This is a genomic window from Acetoanaerobium pronyense (assembly GCF_017874355.1).
Taxonomy (GTDB): Bacteria; Bacillota; Clostridia; order Peptostreptococcales; family Filifactoraceae; genus Acetoanaerobium; species Acetoanaerobium pronyense.
This window is the reverse complement of record NZ_JAGGLI010000010.1, coordinates 67,596-86,763: the sequence shown is the minus strand read 5'-3', so window position 1 is coordinate 86,763 and position 19,168 is coordinate 67,596. Positions and strand designations below refer to the sequence as shown.

Sequence of the window (19,168 nt, the reverse complement as noted above, 5' to 3'; positions counted from 1 at the left end):
ATACCAAAACCAGATGGTTTCATGCTTTTTTATTGTCAATTATTATTGAATTTTCAAGGTTCATATATAGATTTTCATGTGCGAAGTTTTAGTAATTGAATTTATATAAACAGCAAAAGCTGGTATTCATCACGAATGCCAGCTTTTTTTATCCTATAAATGCGGTATCTCCTATTATAAATAAGTCTTCACATTTTCTATCCTTTTCTTCCCCTTTTGTATCTACTATCTTAAGATAGCTCTCCTTTGGCTTGTCCTTTGTGCCAAATACTCCAATCACCAGATATCTATCTGCAAAAATATCATAAAAATGTTCTCTCTCAGCCTCTACCTTTTCATACTTACAAAGAAAATCTTCAGTATCTACATCTTTGATATCAACTTTTTTTTCGTCCTCATGGACTTCATATACCTTATCATTTTCAAAGGCAACCATAGTCCCTGCACCAAGGTCAGCTATCTTGTCTATTTCAAGAGTGTTTTTATTTAAGGAAAATATCTCTTCTTTTCCAATCATGAGCCTGTCCTTCAATTCCTTACTCTCTTGAAGTAAAAACTCATGCTTGTTCTTTTTATAGTAAAGCTTTGCTTCGCTCTCCCCAATCACTCTAAGAACACCCTCTTTGTAGATAGAGTCAAGGGTTCTAAACTGCATGCTCTTGCTTCCAATCTTTACTAGCCTTAAAAAGTTTTCAAAGGGAAGGTATTTGATTGAGTTGTGAAACACAAAATCCTCAGTCAAGTCTTCAGGAATCTCCATATCAAGCTCTACATCATTTGATACAAGAAGCTCAAGCTCCTCCTCTTCAGAAAGATACGTCTCTTCAACTAGAATATGCTTTTGCTCTTCTCCTGCTACCACTCTTTTACCTGATGTCATCTTAAATAAATTGTCATGGATTTCATATAAGCTTTTAGCCTCTATATCTACAAGGTATACCTTGTCTTTTATAGTGCTTTCAAAAGGGTTTTCGGAGTCAGCAAGGGTAAATATGAAATACCCAGATGTAAGAATCTCCATTCCTCTATATATAAACTCTTGTTTCGGGAAGGTAAAGCTTAGTATCTCACTTTGGCTATCATCCCTTGTGTCTATAATGAAAAACTCTAAAAGCATTTCTCTCATTAGCTCTGTAGCTACGCAGTAATACATATAGTCCATGCTTTTCATTACAAGGACATCCTCATATGAACCAGGAACATCTATATCATAAAGAGATGGGTCCTGATCATGTCTTCCTGTATCTATTTTTGTAAGGGATTTGTCCTCTAAATCAAATCTATATATCCCTTCAGTCCATTCTTCCTCAAGGGTTCCCTGCACCTTTTCAAAATAAATCCTATCTTCAAGAGCCTTTATAGGCCTATATGCTATTTTAGGAACGTCCTGCCCCTTTGTTATATCTTTTAAATCTATAATTCTCAACTTTTTTCCTCCAAAATTTTCCAATTCATTTTATATTCTATATTAGATTATGACACAAACCCTCTTATTTTGAAAGAAAAACCTTTCCTTCTATTATAAGCTCTACTTATTCATATATTTTACAATCACATAAAAATACTCCATAGTAATGACATAGCCATTAGTTATGGAGTATTTAGGATTTCTGTAGCAGATTACTATAGAGCTTTAACTCGATTTACAATTTTATTATTTGATTTTACCAGCTCTTATTTAGACTTATATATCTGCTCGTACCTTATTATTCCAAGGTGATTTAGATTCATTCCTCCAATATAATCCTTGTAGCCAACTCCTGCCCTTGGATGGAAAAGATATATCCATGGCGCCTCTTCATGAAGTATGGAGCTTATTTGTTTATAAAACTCCAGCTTTTTAGTAGGATTAAGTATCTTTTTAGCGCTCTTCATCAATTCAAGAACCTGAGGATTTTCATAACTTGAAAAATTAGCAGAGCTTCCTGGGGTAAATAAAGGCGCTAGGAAGTTGTCTTGGTCCCCTGTATCTGCAATCCATCTTGAAATGTACAAATCATGTTTTTTATGACACTCTTGGCTCATAAACTCTGCACTAGAAAAATCTGATATTTCAATATTAAGCCCTATAGCTTCTAGGTCTTCTTTTACTTGAGAGAGTATCTTACTAAACAGTCCTCCTGCATTTCCATCCCTTGCAGCAAGAGTGATATTTAGGTTTGTAACTCCACTTTTCCTTAGCATATCCTTAGCTCTTTGAGGGTCATAGTCATAAGGTCTATATTCCTCTCCTCCAAGCATAGAAGATGGCATAGGAGATGAGGCTACGCTTCCAAAGACTCCAAGGGCCTCTTTAATTATTCTTTCTTTGTTGATGGCAAGATTAAGAGCCTGCCTTGCCTCCTTATTTGATACTATAGTATGACTTGAAAGCATATTAAATCCAACATAGTAAATAGCAAGCATATCAACTATATCAACCGTAGCTCCAGCATCCTTAGCTTCTTTATAAAGAGCATCCTCTTCTATTTTTATAAAATCATAATTGCCCTGTCTGAAGTTTTCACCTACCTCGGAAGGATTTGTAGTAAGCTTAATCTCTTTGATATATGGCTCACCTAAATAATAGTCTGGATTTGCTTTTAGAGTAATGTCCCCATTTGCTTCATCCTCTAGAACAAAAGCTCCACATCCTACTATGGCACCTTTTTCTTCATATGCCTTTTTAGATATTATAGGACACATTGATTGTCCCAGATTTAGTAAAAAACCTGTATAAGGACTTAATAGTCTTATTCTTATAAGATACTTATCAATGATTTCAATACCTGATACACTATTTGTCTTTCCATCTGCAAATTCCTTGGCACCCTCTATGTCAAATAGTATCCAGTTGTTTGGGGATTTTGTTTTTGGATCAAGTATTCTTAGATATGAAAAATATACATCTTCAGAAGTAAGCTCTGAGCCATCATGAAACTTGATACCTTTTCTAAGCTGAAACTCCCATGTAATCTGATCTTCAAGGACTCTCCAAAACTTTGCAACTCCTGGGGATATCATCCCGTTTTCATTGATTAAGGTTAGGGATGAGTGATTGTTTACATAAAGATGAGCCTCTACTGCATCTATCGCCATCATCGGGTCCTTGTTTTCAGGAGGATAGGCTATGTATGTCTTTACTACATCACTAGCTAGCTCAAGCCCTTTAAGGTTTTCGCTCAGTCCCTCATTTACATTCTTAAGATTTGATGAAAGCTTGTTTATAGCCTTAAGAGATGTGCTCGTATACTCCGTGTTCAAAAGAGTAATCTCTACACTTCCTGAAAGCGTGGAAAAATGTTCATTCATTGTTTGGGTGGATTCTATTACATTTTCTAGTGACTCAAGCTGTTTTGATACTGCAATATTTATCTCCTCTGAAACTAAAGTAGACTCCTTTGCTGCATCTATTATGGTTTGAAATACTTTTTTGGTTTCAAGAGACATGGCCTTTCCAGCTTCTACACGTCTATCTGTCTCATCCATCAAAGATGTTGTTTCATCTATACTTGATTTTATTTCATTTAATATATCACTAATATGTCCTACGGAATCTATACTTCTAGTAGCAAGCTTTTTCACCTCGCTAGCTACAACAGAAAAACCTCTTCCCGCTTCTCCTGCTCTAGCCGCCTCTATAGATGCATTAAGGGCAAGCAAATTCGTGCTATCCGCTATATCCTTAATAAGGTCAAGAAGCTCATCTACGCTTTGAGATTTGTCATAAAGATTGGAAACAGACCCTTTAACAGTAACTACAGACTCTGATATCTCATCCATAGCTTCAAGAGACTTGTCTATAGCTATCGTCCCTTCATTTGCTACAGTAAGAGTCCTATCTGTTATTTCCTTGGAGTTTTCGATACTTGCAAATACTTCCTCTGCAAGAGCAGAATACTGACTTATTTCATCAACAACACCTTCAGTTGCAACAAGCTGCTCCTCTATAGCCGCACTGATTTCTCTGGTTGTATTTATAAGACTACTTGCAATAAGCTCCGTTTCTTCAATCTTTGTTCCAAGTCTAGTTATCATATTACTTTGATTGTGTTGCATTAATAAATCCTTATCTTCAATGGATTCCTTTGGGGAATCATTTTTCCCTATGTATTTTTCTTCTTTATTCTCTGCCTTTTTTTCTATTTGACTCTCTTGAGGTCTTATAGACGTATTTATAGGCTCATTAGTATTCTTCTTTTTAAAAAACAATATCCGCCCCTCCTTGGTAAATTTTATTTACTTTAAACCTTCCCATTCGAATATTTATTGTTTCAATTATACTATATTATTTTATTATGATGTTAAACTTTTCTATATACAGGTTAACTTTATATTTTTTTACTTAATTTTACTAGTATTTTGCCTCCTATAATTTCCTAAGAGATGGTTTGTTTACACCTTAATTGTAGTATAATTAAAATAGGTGATGCATATGAGCAGAAAAGAAAAATGGGAAAAAATAAAAGAAAAAGTGAAAAAAAGACTTACCAAAAGAAGAATTGCATTTCTTATTGTACTACTATTTATGGTGTATATCGCTGCAATGCTTCTTCCTCCTCGCATGGACAAAGAAATGAGGGAAAATGTCTCCTATATGCGCTATACTCAGTTTGAGGAACTTCTTGAAAAGGGAGAAATAAGATTCGTATTCCTAAACAATGGCAGCAATATGCAGTTTCTTCCTTCTATCTCATATCTTGAAGAAACCGGACTTGAGGTCACAGATGAATATGCGGAGCTACTTCAAAGACTTGAGGAAAAGAAAGAGACATCAGTGGATGCTAAAATAGTGCCTTCAAAAGGTCCTTATAAATTCATAACAGAAAATCCCGCCTATCCAGAATTTAGATCTGAACTTCTTCAAAGAGGTATCAGAGTATTTACTTTTAATCCTACAAATCAGATTGTATTTTTCCTTTTGTCAACAATACAGATTATGATACCTGTCTTATTGATACTCGGCTTCTTGATGTTTTATCAAAGAAGTATGGACCCTAAGGAAAATGAAATTACAACAAAGGTTCCAGACATCAATTTTGACAATATAGCAGGGTATTCAACCCTAAAAAAAGACTCCAAATATATACTTGATTTTTTAAAAAATCCTGTAAAATATCAGGAGATAGGGGCACGGCTTCCAAATGGAGTCATTTTCTATGGCCCTCCTGGCACTGGAAAAACCCTTATGGCAAAGGCAATCGCTGGAGAAGCTAAGGTTCCATTTTTCAAGGTGAATGGTTCAGACTTTGTAGAGCTTTATGTAGGACTTGGTGCTAGAAGAGTAAGAAAGCTCTATAAGACAGCAAGAAAAAATGCTCCTTGTATAGTTTTTATTGATGAAATAGATTCTGTAGGAGGAGCTAGGGGGCAAAATAGAGGTACATCGGAAGATGATAAGACTCTTACCGCCCTTCTTAATGAACTGGATGGTTTTGCTGGAAATGAAGGAGTAATAACAATCGCAGCAACCAATAGACTTCAAGATCTTGATCCAGCACTTAAAAGACCTGGACGATTTGATAGACAGCTTGCAGTTCCCCTTCCTGATAAAGATGAGAGGCTTAGTATACTAAGCTTATATTCAAGAAAAAAACGACTTAGTGAAGAGGTAAGCCTTAAAAAGCTATCTGAAAAAACCCTTGGTTTTAGTCCTTCAGAGCTTGAAAACCTTTTAAATGAGGCTGCAATAAAAGCGGTTACAAAAGGTCATGAGCTTGTAAAGCAAGAAGATATAGATGATGCATATCTGAGAATTCTTATTAAAGGGGATAAAAAGGACAATCCTTCTGATTCAGAAGATCAAAGAAAAATTGTAGCTTACCATGAGGCCGGTCACGCTATAGTTGGCCATAGACTAGGCAGCCCAATCCTTGAAGTAAGTATACTTCCAACTACTTCAGGAGCAGGAGGGTATACTCTCAACCAACCTAAAGAAGGTCTTCAGAGCAAGGCAGATATGAAAAACAGGGTTAAAATGCTCTATGGTGGTAGAGCAGCTGAAACATTGATAGCCTCTTCAGAAGATGATATTACAACCGGTGCTGTAGGAGATATAGAGCAGGCTACTCAGATTATATCCCAAATCATAAAGACCTGGGGTATGCATGATAGCGTAATAAACCTTGATGTCCTTGGAATGACTCGTCCAAGTGATGATTATATCAAGGACGCTAAGGCCTTAGGAGAAGAGCTATTTAGGGAAACTAAATCCATACTCCTTAGAGAAAGAGATATATTAGATGAGCTAGCTCAAATTCTAATGGAAAAATCTATTGTGGATGCCGAGCATTTTATAAGAATAGTCAATCGAGAAGAAGATGATGAGATATTAGAATCTAAAGACGTAGATTTAAATAAGGACTCTACCAACTAAATCAATCTAATTAAATCAATCCAAAATTTTCAAAAATTAAAGGTGATAAGAAGGAATACTCATCCTTCTAATCACCTTTTTTAATATCAAGCTTTATCTACCTTAAAAAAACTATATATTAAAACGTATCTTTTTTTAGTTTGATTTTCTATTTCTAATAATATTAAGTAGTATAGATATTAAAATCACTACCGCTCCTGCTACTGCAACATATCCTACTGGCAGGACATTTCCCTCTTCATATCTTGCATATGCTATACCGCTAAGAGCCCATACTCCCACAAGACCAAAGAAAATATCTGACTTCCCATATATAAATAGAAGGTTTACAAGTGTTGCAAATATAATGCTAAATATTATCCAAAAGGTTTCAGATAACCCAAATCCTCCCCACTCTATATACTTAAAAAAGGCAGCTAAATTTGCAATTATGGCAACTGTTATCCATGCAGTATACAGAGAAAAAGGTATGATAAATGCTCTTTTTTCATCATTGTAAAGATAGTCCTTCATGCTATGGATTTTGAAGTATATTGTATAAAGTGTGATTAAAAGAAGGAACATAATTCCAAGGCTAAGAGGAATCAAATCATATCCCCAGGCTATAAGCCATGAGCCATTTAGGATACAGCTTATTATAAAAAGGGGGCCTATCTTTTCAAGAGCTTCTTTTTTCTTACTTCCGTAGCTTGATTTGCCAAGCTGAAATACCACAAAGTATCCTAGGGCTAGATAAATCACACCCCAGATTGCGAAGGTAATCCCAGCTGGCGTAAATAGATTTTTATATCTATCTGAAATGACCTCAGTACTTACTCCTCCTATCAAAGTAGTATTTGCAAGGCCATTTAGGACAATCATAATCAAGAAAAAAATGAGATTGAGAACCTTTATACCTCTTTTTTCCCTAGTATAGTGCTGCATCAATGCTCCCCCTTTTTAATTTTTTTACTTTATATAATTCTATAAGATAATTTATACCCTTTATTTAAGGTTTATGTTATAAAATACAATTAAACACAAAGTTAAATTAATTATACACTTTATAAAAGGGGGAATAAATAGCTAAGTCAATAATTTACTTAATTTTTTCTATTTTATGACTTTATCCCAAACTTTTTCTTTTATAGCTCATAGCTGACTTTTTTTCCCTCTTCAAGACTAGTATTATTAGGGTCTGTAATTATTATATCCCCTTCTTCGAGGCCTGAAATTATTTCCATTTCAAAGTCAGACTCATATCCTACTTTAATTTGCTGCTTTACAAGTATATCTCCTTCTATTTTCCAGACATAATACTCCCCATTTTCTCTAAAAGTGCTAAGTTTCGGAAGGGCTATTATATTTTCCAGTCTTAAGGTTTCTATAACTATATCTAGGTCATATCCTATGAATAGCTCTCCTGCTCTTTCAAATTCTATATCAACCTCAACCCTTTGCTCCTCAAGGCCGAGGGGCGATATTGATGTCTTTGCATATGAGCTTATGGAGCTTATCCTGCCTTCATAGTTATTTTCATCGTTTCTTATCTTTTGGATTACAGTCACTTTGTCCCCTATAGCAAGAGCCGCTGCATCTCTTACAAGGATATCAGCCCTTGCAACAACCTTTTCCGTTGCAGATATATCAAGCATAGGTGACATACTGCTCGCTACCCCACCCTCATTTACATATACCTGAGTGACTATTCCAGATGCAGGAGCATAGACATTTGACTTTGCTATTCTGTCATTTAATGAATCTCTTTGAGCTAAAAGAGCCTGTCTTTGTCCAGAGTAAAAGGCATCGGTTCCAGATTTTTCCCTTGAAGTTTCATATATTAGCTCAAGTTCTTTTTCTCTTAATAAAAGACCGCTATTTGCATCTTCTAGGGCTTTTTCTATTCCTTCAAGCTCTATTTTAGGTATAGCTCCACTTTCATATAGCGAGCTATACCTTTGATAATCCTGCTCAAGTCTCTGTATATCTGTTTTTGCCATCTCAATTCCAATATTTAAGGACTCAACTTGAGACTGAAAAATCTCAGGAGAAGCCATTGCTCTTTGTCCAGATAGTGAAGAAATCTGGCCGTTAATTTGCCTTACGCTATATCTCAAATCACTATCATCAAGTACTGCAATAAGCTGACCTCTTTGTACTCTATCTCCTGCCTTTACAACTGTCTTTACCCTACCATCATATGGAGCAGACACAGAATATCTATCCTGAGGAACTATCTTTGCATTTTCTTTAAAGTCGCTTACAAGGGTCATTTTTTCAACTCTCTCAGCATCAACCTCAAGGGGAAGGTTGTTATAATAGTACATAGCTGCCCCTGAGATAAATACAAGGAGTATTAGTATACCTATCTTTACAGATTTTTTCATTTCTGCACCTCTATTCGTTAGATTTTAGGGCATCAGCTATATTAAGCTTCTTAATCTTTCTTGACGCCATTATTTGAGCTATCACTATTGAAAATACAGTGATAATCATTGCAATGATGATTGAGTTTAAGTCTATTTTTATATTCATTGTAAACATATCGCTACTTGCAGCCTCTCCTATTGCAGTTATTGTAGCCTGTGCAAGGGGAATTCCAAATATCATCCCAAAGAAGGCTATAAACCACTGCTCGAAAGTGATTATGGAAAGAACCTCTTTTTCACTCATTCCAAGTACCATAAGAGATGATAGCTCGTGCTTTCTCTCTGAAAGTATTATTACATAAGAGTTGTAGACTATTGCAAATCCCATTATTATAGCAATTAGTGCCACATAAAACATAGTCCCAGTATAACTTTCAAGAAACTGCCTCATCTTTTCTATCATTTCATTGCTATCGTTTATTCCTGTAATTACAGAGCTATCCTCATAAACTACCTTAAGACTTTCAGCTACTCCCTCCCGTGAAGCTAACAGTATGGAGTTTGCAGCAGGAGGATAACCAAGAATATCAGATAGATATTCGATTTCCATATATGCATTTATTCCAACACTCTGATCTATTACATCGATTACCCTTATCTCCTCTTTTTCATCCTTATTTCTCATATAAGGACTTTCAAAGGTGACTTTATCTCCTGTTTTGACATTTAACCTATCTGCTACTCTTCTTGGAAGGACAATTCCTCCTTTTTCTATATAAATTCTGTTTTTAGAATCATCAAGTACAGTATAAAGCTTGTTGTCCCTTCTAAGACCTGTAATTGGGACTGCCTCTCTGATATGTGCATTTGTGATAAATCCTGATATATCAAGAATCCCCTCTGACAGAGTCACATCTTCCTGTCTTAAAAGCTCTTTTTCTGACAGTTCAAGTGAGGACATACCACTTAAATAAACTCTTACATCATATTTTTCCACCTCATCATATCTGTCAAAGAGCATTACATCTATTTGCCCCATAAATGTCCAAGGTACCACAGAAAGAGCAAAGGTAAAAGCTATACCAATAAGCACAAAAAAGCTTCTAGCTGGACTTCTTGATATATTTCTAAGGGCCATCTTTCCCCTTGATGTAACCACAAGGAGTATAAAAGGTATTTTTTCAAATATAGATCTGCTCCCAGTTACTGGTTCTCTTTCCCTCATTGCTTCTGCAGGAGAGAGCTTTATGGCTCCCTTGCTCCCCCTATATCCTGCAATGACTCCAAATACACAAGAAAGGAGTATGCTTTGGAAAAAATATTTTATTGAAAATATGGTGTCATAAAGAGGCATATTGAAAAAAGGTCTGTATAAGTTTATAAGAGGATTTGAAAGAGCCATTCCAAGAAGTCCTCCAAGTATTCCTCCCAAAAATCCAATTGCAACTGCATATAGGGTAAAATGAATACTCACCTCAAGATTTGAGTATCCAAATGCCTTTAGTATCCCTATCTGCCCTCTTTGCTTTTCAACCATACGCTTAATCATAATATAAAGTATCATAGAAGCAACTGAAAGAAATACAAGGGGTAGTGCCACAGTTGTGGATTCAAGCTGATTTAACTCCGTATTTAGCATTAAATCACTTACCTGGTCTTCCCTCTCTATAATCCCCATAAAGCCATAGGGTCTAAGTTCTCTTTCCATCTGTTGCCTTATCTTATTAAAGGATGTATTTTCATCTAGGGTATATATGATATCAGTAAAATGGTTTTTTCCAGTAATACTCGAAAGGGAAGAAAGGGGGATAAAGACAGTCCCAAATATCACTGGGTCAGGATATATCTCAGCCTGACTTCTAAGTGCATATATGTACTCTGCACTCCTTCCTATCCCGCTAATTCTTATATCCAGTTTTCTTCCGTATGCAATCACAGGTACAGAGTCTCCAACTTTGAGTCCGTTTGCCTGTGCAAACATAGGGTCAAAAACCCCTTCGAGTTCCCCATCCCTAGGCTCATTTCCTTCCATAAGTACATAGTTTCCTATAGATGTTCCTGTGCTTATCATTCTAAGATATTTTGTTTCATTTGATGGCGCTCCAAACTGGTCTTCTATTCGAATATCCTCCATAAGCCTTCCATAAGCCTTGTCAATACCATCTATACCTCTTATATCTTCTATCTTGCTCCTTGGCATCGATATTACGCTTACAAAACCATCTGGAAAATTACTTGCACTATAAAACTCAGCTTTAGACACAAGAAGAGTGTCCATAACCATTGAAAAGGAAGTATACATCATCAGCCCAATGGCTATTACGACCATGGCCGCAATATTTGCACCCTTGTTGTCTAGGAGGTCTCTAAGTAGTTTTTTATTAAGGGTCATAAAACCACCTCATCTGCTCCAATCGGATTTTCGTTTTTTACTATTTTTTCTATTTTTCCATCCCTGATATACATTACCCTGTCTGCCATGTTTGCTATAGATGCCTCATGGGTGATGATGATTACTGTTTTTTTAAACTCAGTTGAAAACTTTCTAAGTATTTTTAGCACCTCTCTGCTTGAAGTAGAATCAAGTGCCCCTGTAGGCTCATCGCAAAGGAGTATCTCAGGATTTTTTGCAAGTGCTCTTGCTATTGCAACCCTTTGCTGCTCTCCTCCTGAAAGCTGAGCCGGAAAATGGTCTTTTCTAGCAAGGAGTCCTACACTATCGAGCATCTGCTCTGCATTTAGAGGACTTTGAGATATCTCTCTCGCAAGATCTACATTTTCTATGGCAGTAAGATTTGGCATAAGATTATAAAATTGAAATACAAATCCTACAGCATCCCTTCTATACTCTGTAAGGAGTCTTCTTCCGCCCTTATGTAGCGCCTTTTCCCTGTAGTAAAGCTCTCCAGATGTAAGAGTATCCATACCTCCCACTATATTCAGCAGGGTACTCTTTCCTGAGCCTGAAGGTCCTAGTATTACAAGAAGCTCACTATCATATATCTCAAAGCTCACCGATGAAAGAGCATATATATCCACTTCCCCCATTTTATAGACCTTCGATACATTTTCCCCTTTTACAAGAACTCCCATAAATGAGCTCCTTTCTATGTATTATTTGAGCTGATTATTTTTTAATTAATACCCGTTTATCCTAAATCCTAAAGTCCTCAAAAATATATTTTCTAAATTATCAGATATAATGTGACTGCGTAGTCATATTATACACTAAAAAAACTAGGAAAAATATATTTTTCCTAGTTTTTTGTCTGATTCTATTAGAATCTTAATATAGCACCTATATGATTTTTGTTAGGCATCTCGTCCTGAGGAATATAATATATCTTACCACCGTTTAAAAGAGTCTGCCTTACAGACATACCAATTAAGTCTTCTGCCTTTTCATCTGAAGGATTATCTGAGTTTACTAGGTTGTTTTCTTCATCATATACTCCAAGTATTTCAGGGGCATCCATAGATAAAAATAAAGTGTCAATTCTTTGGAATCTTGAGGCCTTTACTATTTCATGTATAGACTCAGATACCTTGTCACTGCCTGACATATTTCCATAAAGCTTTTTAGCTTCATTTATATAGTTTAAAAATTCAGGTCTTATGATTTCCCAACCCTCTTTTCTAAGCTCATCAGGTGTCATCATATCAGGATTTCCAGATATTCCTTTTGGAAGTATATTTTCAAAAGAACTCGCTTCCTTATATATAGACTGTACATAATCTACAGCCGCTATAATAAGGGGCTTATTTTTTCCTTTTATATACCCTGATATATATTTTTCTATTACCTGACAGAATCTCAATGTAAATTCCTTTTCTGTTTCATCTCCTATGCCGTGTCCATGATAGGTAGATATACTGTTTTGACCAACTGAACCAGTTTTTTGAGGTATTTTTCCGAAATGAATCTGAGATATATCATATTGAAGGGCATCATCCATATTTTTTGGAAGTCCTTCGATTTCTATTTCCTTAATTTCAAACCTATCTGCCTCATAGAGCTTGATTTTATTTTTGCTAAGCTGTAGTATAAAAAAATCCGCATCCTCTGTAATAATAGGCATCAGAGGCTTGATATGGAATATCTTGTCCACCATCACTGCCTCTTGGAATTTGTGGGGCAATCTAAACACCTTAGCACCTTCATCATTTATAAAAACTGCAAGGCCTTCTCTTTGGCCTACAAGGAATTCTAAATCTTCAGCCATTGTCATAAATGGCTTGATTGACTTTTCTAGATTTGTAGTGTCAAATCCCTTTTCTTTGGCCATATCTTTAGCCTTTGAAATTGAGTTTTTAAACATGATTCTGTTTTTGTCCTTATCACCTGGCTCTGTCGGCATATACATACTAATGGAGGGCTGTTTGTTGTTTTCAATAAGGTATCTTAAATCATCAATTCTAATCACTTCCATAGTTTAACCTCCTAAGCTTTTGTGTATCGTTTTATAAGAAGACGTCTCTTCTTATATTTTGTTTACCCATATGTGATATGAATAAACCTAATGAAATAATTGATTCTCCTCTAAAAAAGCCATTGCGTTAATTAATATTAAAAAATATTTTTAATCTAGAGGCTGGATTATACTGTAAACAATATTTAATATCTACCTACCTTTTAAAGTGGTAATATAAGCTTATAAACATAATAAAAGCGAGTTTTGATGGTCAATTTATTTTTAGAATTTATGATAATAATATACTTATGATTTACAGTTTGGGAGTGATTAAAATTAAAAGGATAATAGCACTTTTAACAATATCGTTAATTGGATTTTCAAGTATTTCTTTTGCATCGTCCTATGAAGGAAGCGAATACTTTGGCACCCTTAGAGCTTTTTTAAACGCTAAGGCATTAGAGACTACTATAGCAGAAGATTTACCACTTAAAGATTCCAATACATCAAAAGATGATATACCTTTATATAGCACCGTACTTGGAAATGAAAGACTACTGACAGAGTATTCTCATCTTATAGACGGAAAAAGAGTTGGCCTGATTACAAATCATACAGGGGTGAACTCAAAGCTTGAAAGAACAGTAGATATACTTTACAGATATAATGGGGCTAATCTTACATCCATATACTCACCAGAGCATGGACTTGATGGCAAGGCTGTAGCTGGAGCCTACGTTGATTCTTATACGGATACTACTCTCAACCTTCCTGTATATAGTCTTTATGGAAAAACCAGAAAGCCATCTCCTCAGATGCTAAGTAACGTAGATGTACTTATATTCGATATGCAAGACATTGGCTCTAGAACCTATACCTATATGTCTACCCTCAACTACGCAATGATAGCTGCCAAGGAAAACGGCAAAACTATAGTGGTACTAGATAGGCCAAACCCTGTGGGTGGATTAAATGTCGAGGGGTATGTCCTTGAAGACAAGTATAAGACATTTGTTGGAGTAGACAATATGCCAATGGCTCACGGCATGACAGCAGGAGAGCTTGCACTTTTTTTTAACAGAAATATCGGGGCAGATGTAAAGATAGTGCCTATGAAAAACTACAGCCGCAATATGATATGGCAAGATACTGGTCTTCCATTTGTACAGACATCACCAAATATTCCTAACATAGAGTCGGCCTTTGCCTATATGGCAACTGGTATAGGTGATGGTACTGGAATGGGGCAAGGCGACAAATTTACATGGGTTGGAGGAAAAGGCTATGATAGCAACGCCCTTGCAAACGCACTAAACGCCCACAATCTCCCTGGAATAGTATTCATTCCTGAAGTAAAAGGAGATAGGGGCGGAGTGAAGCTAAGTGTTACAGACTATCATGCGTTTAACCCTGCACTCACAGGTGTTTATATACTATCAACTGCAAACCTCCAAAAGCCTCTAACAGTTCCTATAGAAAAAAACGGCGTGATTCCAATGTTTGAAAAAAACATGGGTGGAGCTAGATTTGGAAAGGATCTTTTAAATAAGCGAACTGGGGACCAAATAGTTGCTAGCTATCAGGCAGAGGTTCAAAGATTCAAAGAGCTAAGAAAAAACTATCTTATATATGATTAATCTACATCTAGTGCGTCTTTAATCAAGTGGTACGCCCCTATGATTCCAGCGTCATAACTTAGATGGGAAAGCTCAAAGTCTACACTATCAAGAAGTCCGGGCATAGTATGTCTACGGGCTTCTTTTTCTATTAGAGGAAGAAGCTCTTTTCCCATAGATTCCATTATTCCTCCACCAAATATTATAAGGTCAGGGTTTAATATATTAATAAGGCTCCCTGTAGCTATTCCAAGATAGTAGCAAGCCCTATCTATTACCTCTACGCAGAGCTCATCCTTATCTTCATATGCCTTCTCAAGGCTAGAGCTTTTAATTATATCTCCATCTTCCTCTAAATATTCCTTGAGGGCAGTTTTTCTTCCCTTTTTGATTTGCTCTATTATCTCCTTTTGTATGCCAGTCTTTGAAGAGTATGCTTCAAGGCAGCCTTTGCCATGACAACCGCAAAATGCCCCTTCATTTTTTTTAAATTAAAATCTCTAATTTTATAACTTTTCCATTTTTATCAAAAAGAGCTCCTAGTATCTTAGTACCGCCTATATCAAGCCCTATATATCCCTTCATAACCTGCCTCCCTTATTTCATATTTTCGTAAATTAATACCCATTTTAAAATGATATAATTATATGTATGAAAGTATTAGACATAAGATAGTAAAGGAGACTTTTATGAAAAATCATTTAAAGCTTGGACTAGTTCTTTCCCTTATTTTGATAGTATCCTCATCACCTTCCTTGGCATCTTCTAGGATTATAAATCGTGGAAACGCCTCATCACCTAAAATGTCACTGACATTTGATGATGGAGGTTCAACCGAAAATGTAAGAAGGGTAATGACAATAATGGAGAGTCATGAAGTGAGAGGAACCTTCTTTCCTACTGGGGATTTTATAGCAAAAAATCCTGAGCTAATGAAGGAAATCCTAGATAGGGGACACGAGGTTGGAAACCACTCTTATAATCATCCTGATTTTAGAAAAATATCAAGGGAAAGAATGGTTAGAGAAATAAGTTCATCTGCCGAAGCATTTAAAAAAGCCACAGGTGAAGATATGAAGCCGTACTTTAGACCTCCATATGGAAGCTATAACTCTAATGTACTAAAAGCAGCCTCTGAAGCAGGATTTGGCTATACAGTGATGTGGAGTATAGATACTAATGATTGGAAAAAAATCTCATCAGATTCCATCAGAAGACATGTAGTTTCTAATGCCGGAAACGGAAAAATAGTCCTAATGCATACCCTTCCAGGACTGAACACAGCTGCGTCATTAGATGGTATGATAAAAGACTTAAAAAATAAGGGTTATGAGCTTGTCACAATTTCAGAGCTTATAAGCCAACCTTCGAATGAAGTTGCTAAGAAGCCTACTCCCTTTGTTCTTTCAGACCCTGAGGATATGCTTCCACTTGAGTTTTTAAATAACCTTCTTTATGTAAAAACAGGCTCTTACTATGCATCTGAGCAAGAAATAAAAAATCTAGCAGTAGAGCTTGGAATTATTGAGGATTTAAACTCATCCCTTACTAAAAGAGTCTTAAAACTTGAAGAAGCAAAAACCTATGTATCAAGAGCCTTTGGAGAAAAACAAGATGAGGCTTTAGCTGTATTTGAAACTTTAGAACTAAAAAAATCTAATCTTAATGAAATAGTAATTCTTTTAAAAGGGATTTAAAATGTCCTATACTAGATTTTTTTGTTAATAAAAATTGATTCTTTTTAAAAAAATTTCAAAAAAAGTTACAACTTGTAACACTCTAAGAATGTGTATATAGGCGAACTTGAGAACACTACCCTGAATTTTCTGTAACTTTTCTGTAACTTTTTTGTCAAAAAGTGTTGTTTCTCTCCTTTTTTTGCTATATAATGTTAAAATACTTGGCCATGGACATTGGCTGAATATTACAAAAAAAGAAGGAGATGAAGTATGAGAAAGTTAGTCATAGTCTTTGCTTTTCTTATGATGTTCGCATCATCCCCAGCTGTAGCATTTGCTCAAGATGGAGAAAGTACAAGCGATGCCCTAGAAACATTCTTAGAGATCAGATCTTCCATATTTAACAATAGTGAAAGTAGCGACCCTAGTGAAACTTTAAATATATACTACCAGTCGTATCAAATGCTTTTATCACCGGAAGTTCCAGAAGAAGTAATAGAAGAAAAGAAAGTTCCAGCTTCAAGTAATGACTCTAAAGAAACTGATGCCCTAAAGGCATTTATTGCAAGTAAAAACAGTAAATTAAATAACACAGCTATAGACAATATAATGAAGTCAGTTTCAAGAACAAGCAGTACATACGGCGTAGACAAAGACCTTATAGTTGCTGTAATGTGGGTAGAAAGCACCTTCAATCCTCAAACCATATACAACAACTGTTATGGTATAATGCAGATTCACGCAAACACTGGAAGAGCAAATGGTCTGTCAACATCAGATTTGCTAAATTCAGACAAAAATATCGAGTTTGGAGTAAGCTACCTTGCACGTCATATAAACTCATATGGCGGAGATGTAAGAAAAGCTCTTAGCGCCTACAATCAAGGTACTACAAGAGTAAACAAGGGCAACTACTCTAAAAAATACGAAAATCTTGTATATGGTAGACTAAATACTATCAAAGAGTTTGTAAAAAATTACTAAAAAGTAAAAGCTAGGGAAATTAATCCTTAGCTTTTTTATATGTCTTAATTATTTACTTTTTTATAGTCCTCGTATGACTTTATTTGACTTTCATCAAGTTTTACTATATAAGCATCCTTTGAATATCTTTTGAGGCTCTCAAGGTCATTTAAAGCCTCTACAAAGGAATTGTACATCCCAACATATACTACATAAAGTCCATTTTTAATATAATAAGCATCCTTTACCATTTGCTTATCTAGTATATAAATATAGTTTTGAGCCACTGTCTCCTTATCAAAAGCTATCATTTGTATAGAATATCTGTCTAGACTTGCAGGAGTTTTATTCTCTACGACTTCCTCAGTTTTTGTAGGACTAATTATAACAGTATCCTTCGTCGCTCCACCTCCATATAAAGTATGAATATTGTTTTGTCCTGTTTCAGTATTAACTGTGTAGCTTCCTTGGGAACCTACTGTAGCAAGTCCTAAACTACTAGGTCTACCTGATGCAACTTGTCCACTAGAACCAGTGCTTCTTGTTCTTGCCCATAGATATGAGTTAAATGGATTTAACTGAGATGAACTTCCTATATACCTCGAGCTTAATATACTATCCTTAGGCTCTATATACTTATCTACACTAAGAACGCTGTAAAAGTCCATGGCTATATTTCCATTTAGATTTCCATCTTCATCTGAATTTATATTCATATTAGTAGATAGTATATTTTTAGGATAACTTTTCATATTTCTAAGGAGAGACATCAAAGAATTATAATCTCCTTCAAAATCTATCTGAGAACTCATTTTTCTTATATTGTCATTATCTGATTCTAGATTTGATTCAGTAGTGCTTTCAGTTTCCTCCACAGGTAATATATTTTCAAAAGCAGGCTCTGTGAAGCTCATCCTATTGAAGACACTTTGACTATCCCTGGCAAAATCACTAAGGACCACTATAGCTTCTTCCTGGTCTATATCCCCAAAGAAGTCATCAGCTAAGATCCTAATAGCCTCTCTATTTTCCCTAAGCTCAAGGTCAATATTACCTTCCTTCCTAAGCATATCCTCCATCTGTGCATAAACTTGCTTCTTTTCATTTCTCTCAGATTGAAGATTTTGTATATCCTCTCTTTGTGGAGTGTATACGAATGAATAATATAAGTAACCCAGGACTATGCAAAGCAGAAGTATTAGAAGGTTTTTCTCTTTAGCACTAATCTTCATAGTTTGTCACATCCTTCGCCCTTAAATTCATAGAGAATCTATAAAAATCCTCAACTTTAGATATTTCTGGTACAAATATATTTTCAAAGTCACCAGTGTCCCTAAGATTATATTCAAGTTGAGCTATTCCCATCTTACTAAAAGAACTACCTTCAAGCCTTATATCAGAACCTGATATGGATAGTGATGATAAAAATAAGTTTTCTGGAAGCTCAGATGCTAAAAATTTTACAAAAGATTCATTTACATAATCATTTTGCATCATAAAACTATCTATAAGTTCTAAAAATTCCCTTTCCTCTTTTATTTCATTCAACTCATCTTGCTTATCCCTTACTTTATCAACTCTAGCCTTGTAGTTTGGGTCAGTTATTACCCTATCCACAGAAGCTATATCTTTTTTTATAGCTCTAGCCTCTATGAAATTAAAGGTTGTAAGTAAAGCAGAAATAGATAATACCAGTGCCAAAAGTGCTACTGGAAGCAAATGGGTCTGCTTCGCCTTTTCTGGTTCCTTAATATACGGTTCAAAAAAGTTAAAATCTCTCATCAAAGCTTCCCCC

Annotated in this window: 13 protein-coding genes and 1 pseudogene; 4 read left to right on the top strand and 10 right to left on the bottom strand. The window is 35.5% G+C overall.

What is annotated here, in order from left to right; all coding sequences use genetic code 11:
* Positions 1–148: 148 nt before the first annotated feature.
* The gene (locus J2Z35_RS05815) at positions 149–1,426 is read right to left on the bottom strand and encodes a hypothetical protein (protein WP_209660426.1); all 1,278 of its coding nucleotides are present in this window, start codon (positions 1,424–1,426) and stop codon (positions 149–151) included.
* 248 nt (positions 1,427–1,674) lie between these two features.
* Positions 1,675–4,191 carry an ABC transporter substrate-binding protein gene (locus tag J2Z35_RS05810; protein WP_209660424.1) on the bottom strand — a complete coding sequence of 839 codons (2,517 nt, stop codon included), beginning with the start codon at positions 4,189–4,191 and terminating at the stop codon, positions 1,675–1,677.
* 223 nt (positions 4,192–4,414) lie between these two features.
* Here J2Z35_RS05810 and J2Z35_RS05805 point away from each other — a divergent pair, with 223 nt between their 5' ends.
* Complete coding sequence (locus J2Z35_RS05805; protein ID WP_209660422.1) at positions 4,415–6,355, top strand: ATP-dependent metallopeptidase FtsH/Yme1/Tma family protein; 1,941 nt, start codon at positions 4,415–4,417, stop codon at positions 6,353–6,355.
* Positions 6,356–6,490: 135 nt separating this feature from the next.
* On the opposite strand, the gene J2Z35_RS05800 is transcribed toward J2Z35_RS05805, so the two are convergent.
* The 5 genes from J2Z35_RS05800 to J2Z35_RS05780 all read right to left on the bottom strand — a co-directional run bounded on the left by J2Z35_RS05800 (position 6,491) and on the right by J2Z35_RS05780 (position 13,133).
* On the bottom strand, positions 6,491–7,279 hold the full coding sequence (locus J2Z35_RS05800; RefSeq protein WP_209660420.1) for a tryptophan-rich sensory protein: 789 nt from the start codon (positions 7,277–7,279) through the stop codon (positions 6,491–6,493).
* Positions 7,280–7,479: 200 nt separating this feature from the next.
* The gene (locus J2Z35_RS05795; protein WP_209660419.1) at positions 7,480–8,721 is read right to left on the bottom strand and encodes an efflux RND transporter periplasmic adaptor subunit; all 1,242 of its coding nucleotides are present in this window, start codon (positions 8,719–8,721) and stop codon (positions 7,480–7,482) included.
* 10 nt (positions 8,722–8,731) lie between these two features.
* Positions 8,732–11,095 carry an ABC transporter permease gene (locus tag J2Z35_RS05790; protein ID WP_209660417.1) on the bottom strand — a complete coding sequence of 788 codons (2,364 nt, stop codon included), beginning with the start codon at positions 11,093–11,095 and terminating at the stop codon, positions 8,732–8,734.
* Positions 11,092–11,796 (bottom strand): ABC transporter ATP-binding protein, encoded by a 705-nt coding sequence (locus tag J2Z35_RS05785; RefSeq protein WP_209660415.1) that lies wholly within the window; start codon positions 11,794–11,796, stop codon positions 11,092–11,094. Before J2Z35_RS05785 ends, J2Z35_RS05790 begins: the two co-directional genes overlap by 4 nt.
* 185 nt (positions 11,797–11,981) lie before the next feature.
* Positions 11,982–13,133, bottom strand: coding sequence for a baeRF7 domain-containing protein (locus J2Z35_RS05780; RefSeq protein WP_209660413.1), 1,152 nt, complete (start codon positions 13,131–13,133; stop codon positions 11,982–11,984).
* A gap of 290 nt (positions 13,134–13,423) precedes the next feature.
* On the opposite strand from J2Z35_RS05780, the gene J2Z35_RS05775 reads away from it, so the two are divergent.
* On the top strand, positions 13,424–14,752 hold the full coding sequence (locus J2Z35_RS05775) for a DUF1343 domain-containing protein (protein WP_209660411.1): 1,329 nt from the start codon (positions 13,424–13,426) through the stop codon (positions 14,750–14,752).
* Here the strand turns inward: J2Z35_RS05775 and J2Z35_RS05770 are convergent.
* Positions 14,749–15,201, bottom strand: a pseudogene (locus tag J2Z35_RS05770) (ROK family protein); the annotation flags it as partial. The gene J2Z35_RS05775 and the pseudogene J2Z35_RS05770 sit on opposite strands and share 4 nt — an antisense overlap.
* 219 nt (positions 15,202–15,420) lie before the next feature.
* Between J2Z35_RS05770 and J2Z35_RS05765 the strand changes: the two are divergent.
* Both J2Z35_RS05765 and J2Z35_RS05760 read left to right on the top strand, forming a co-directional pair.
* Positions 15,421–16,428 carry a polysaccharide deacetylase family protein gene (locus tag J2Z35_RS05765; protein WP_209660409.1) on the top strand — a complete coding sequence of 336 codons (1,008 nt, stop codon included), beginning with the start codon at positions 15,421–15,423 and terminating at the stop codon, positions 16,426–16,428.
* A 252-nt stretch (positions 16,429–16,680) separates the two neighbouring features.
* The gene (locus tag J2Z35_RS05760; RefSeq protein ID WP_209660407.1) at positions 16,681–17,394 is read left to right on the top strand and encodes a lytic transglycosylase domain-containing protein; all 714 of its coding nucleotides are present in this window, start codon (positions 16,681–16,683) and stop codon (positions 17,392–17,394) included.
* A 44-nt stretch (positions 17,395–17,438) separates the two neighbouring features.
* Here J2Z35_RS05760 and J2Z35_RS05755 read toward each other — a convergent pair whose 3' ends face one another.
* Both J2Z35_RS05755 and J2Z35_RS05750 read right to left on the bottom strand, forming a co-directional pair.
* Positions 17,439–18,605, bottom strand: coding sequence for an SPOR domain-containing protein (locus J2Z35_RS05755; protein ID WP_209660405.1), 1,167 nt, complete (start codon positions 18,603–18,605; stop codon positions 17,439–17,441).
* Positions 18,595–19,155, bottom strand: a complete 561-nt coding sequence (locus J2Z35_RS05750; RefSeq protein ID WP_209660403.1) for a PilN domain-containing protein — start codon at positions 19,153–19,155, stop codon at positions 18,595–18,597. Before J2Z35_RS05750 ends, J2Z35_RS05755 begins: the two co-directional genes overlap by 11 nt.
* Between the last annotated feature and the right edge of the window lie 13 nt (positions 19,156–19,168).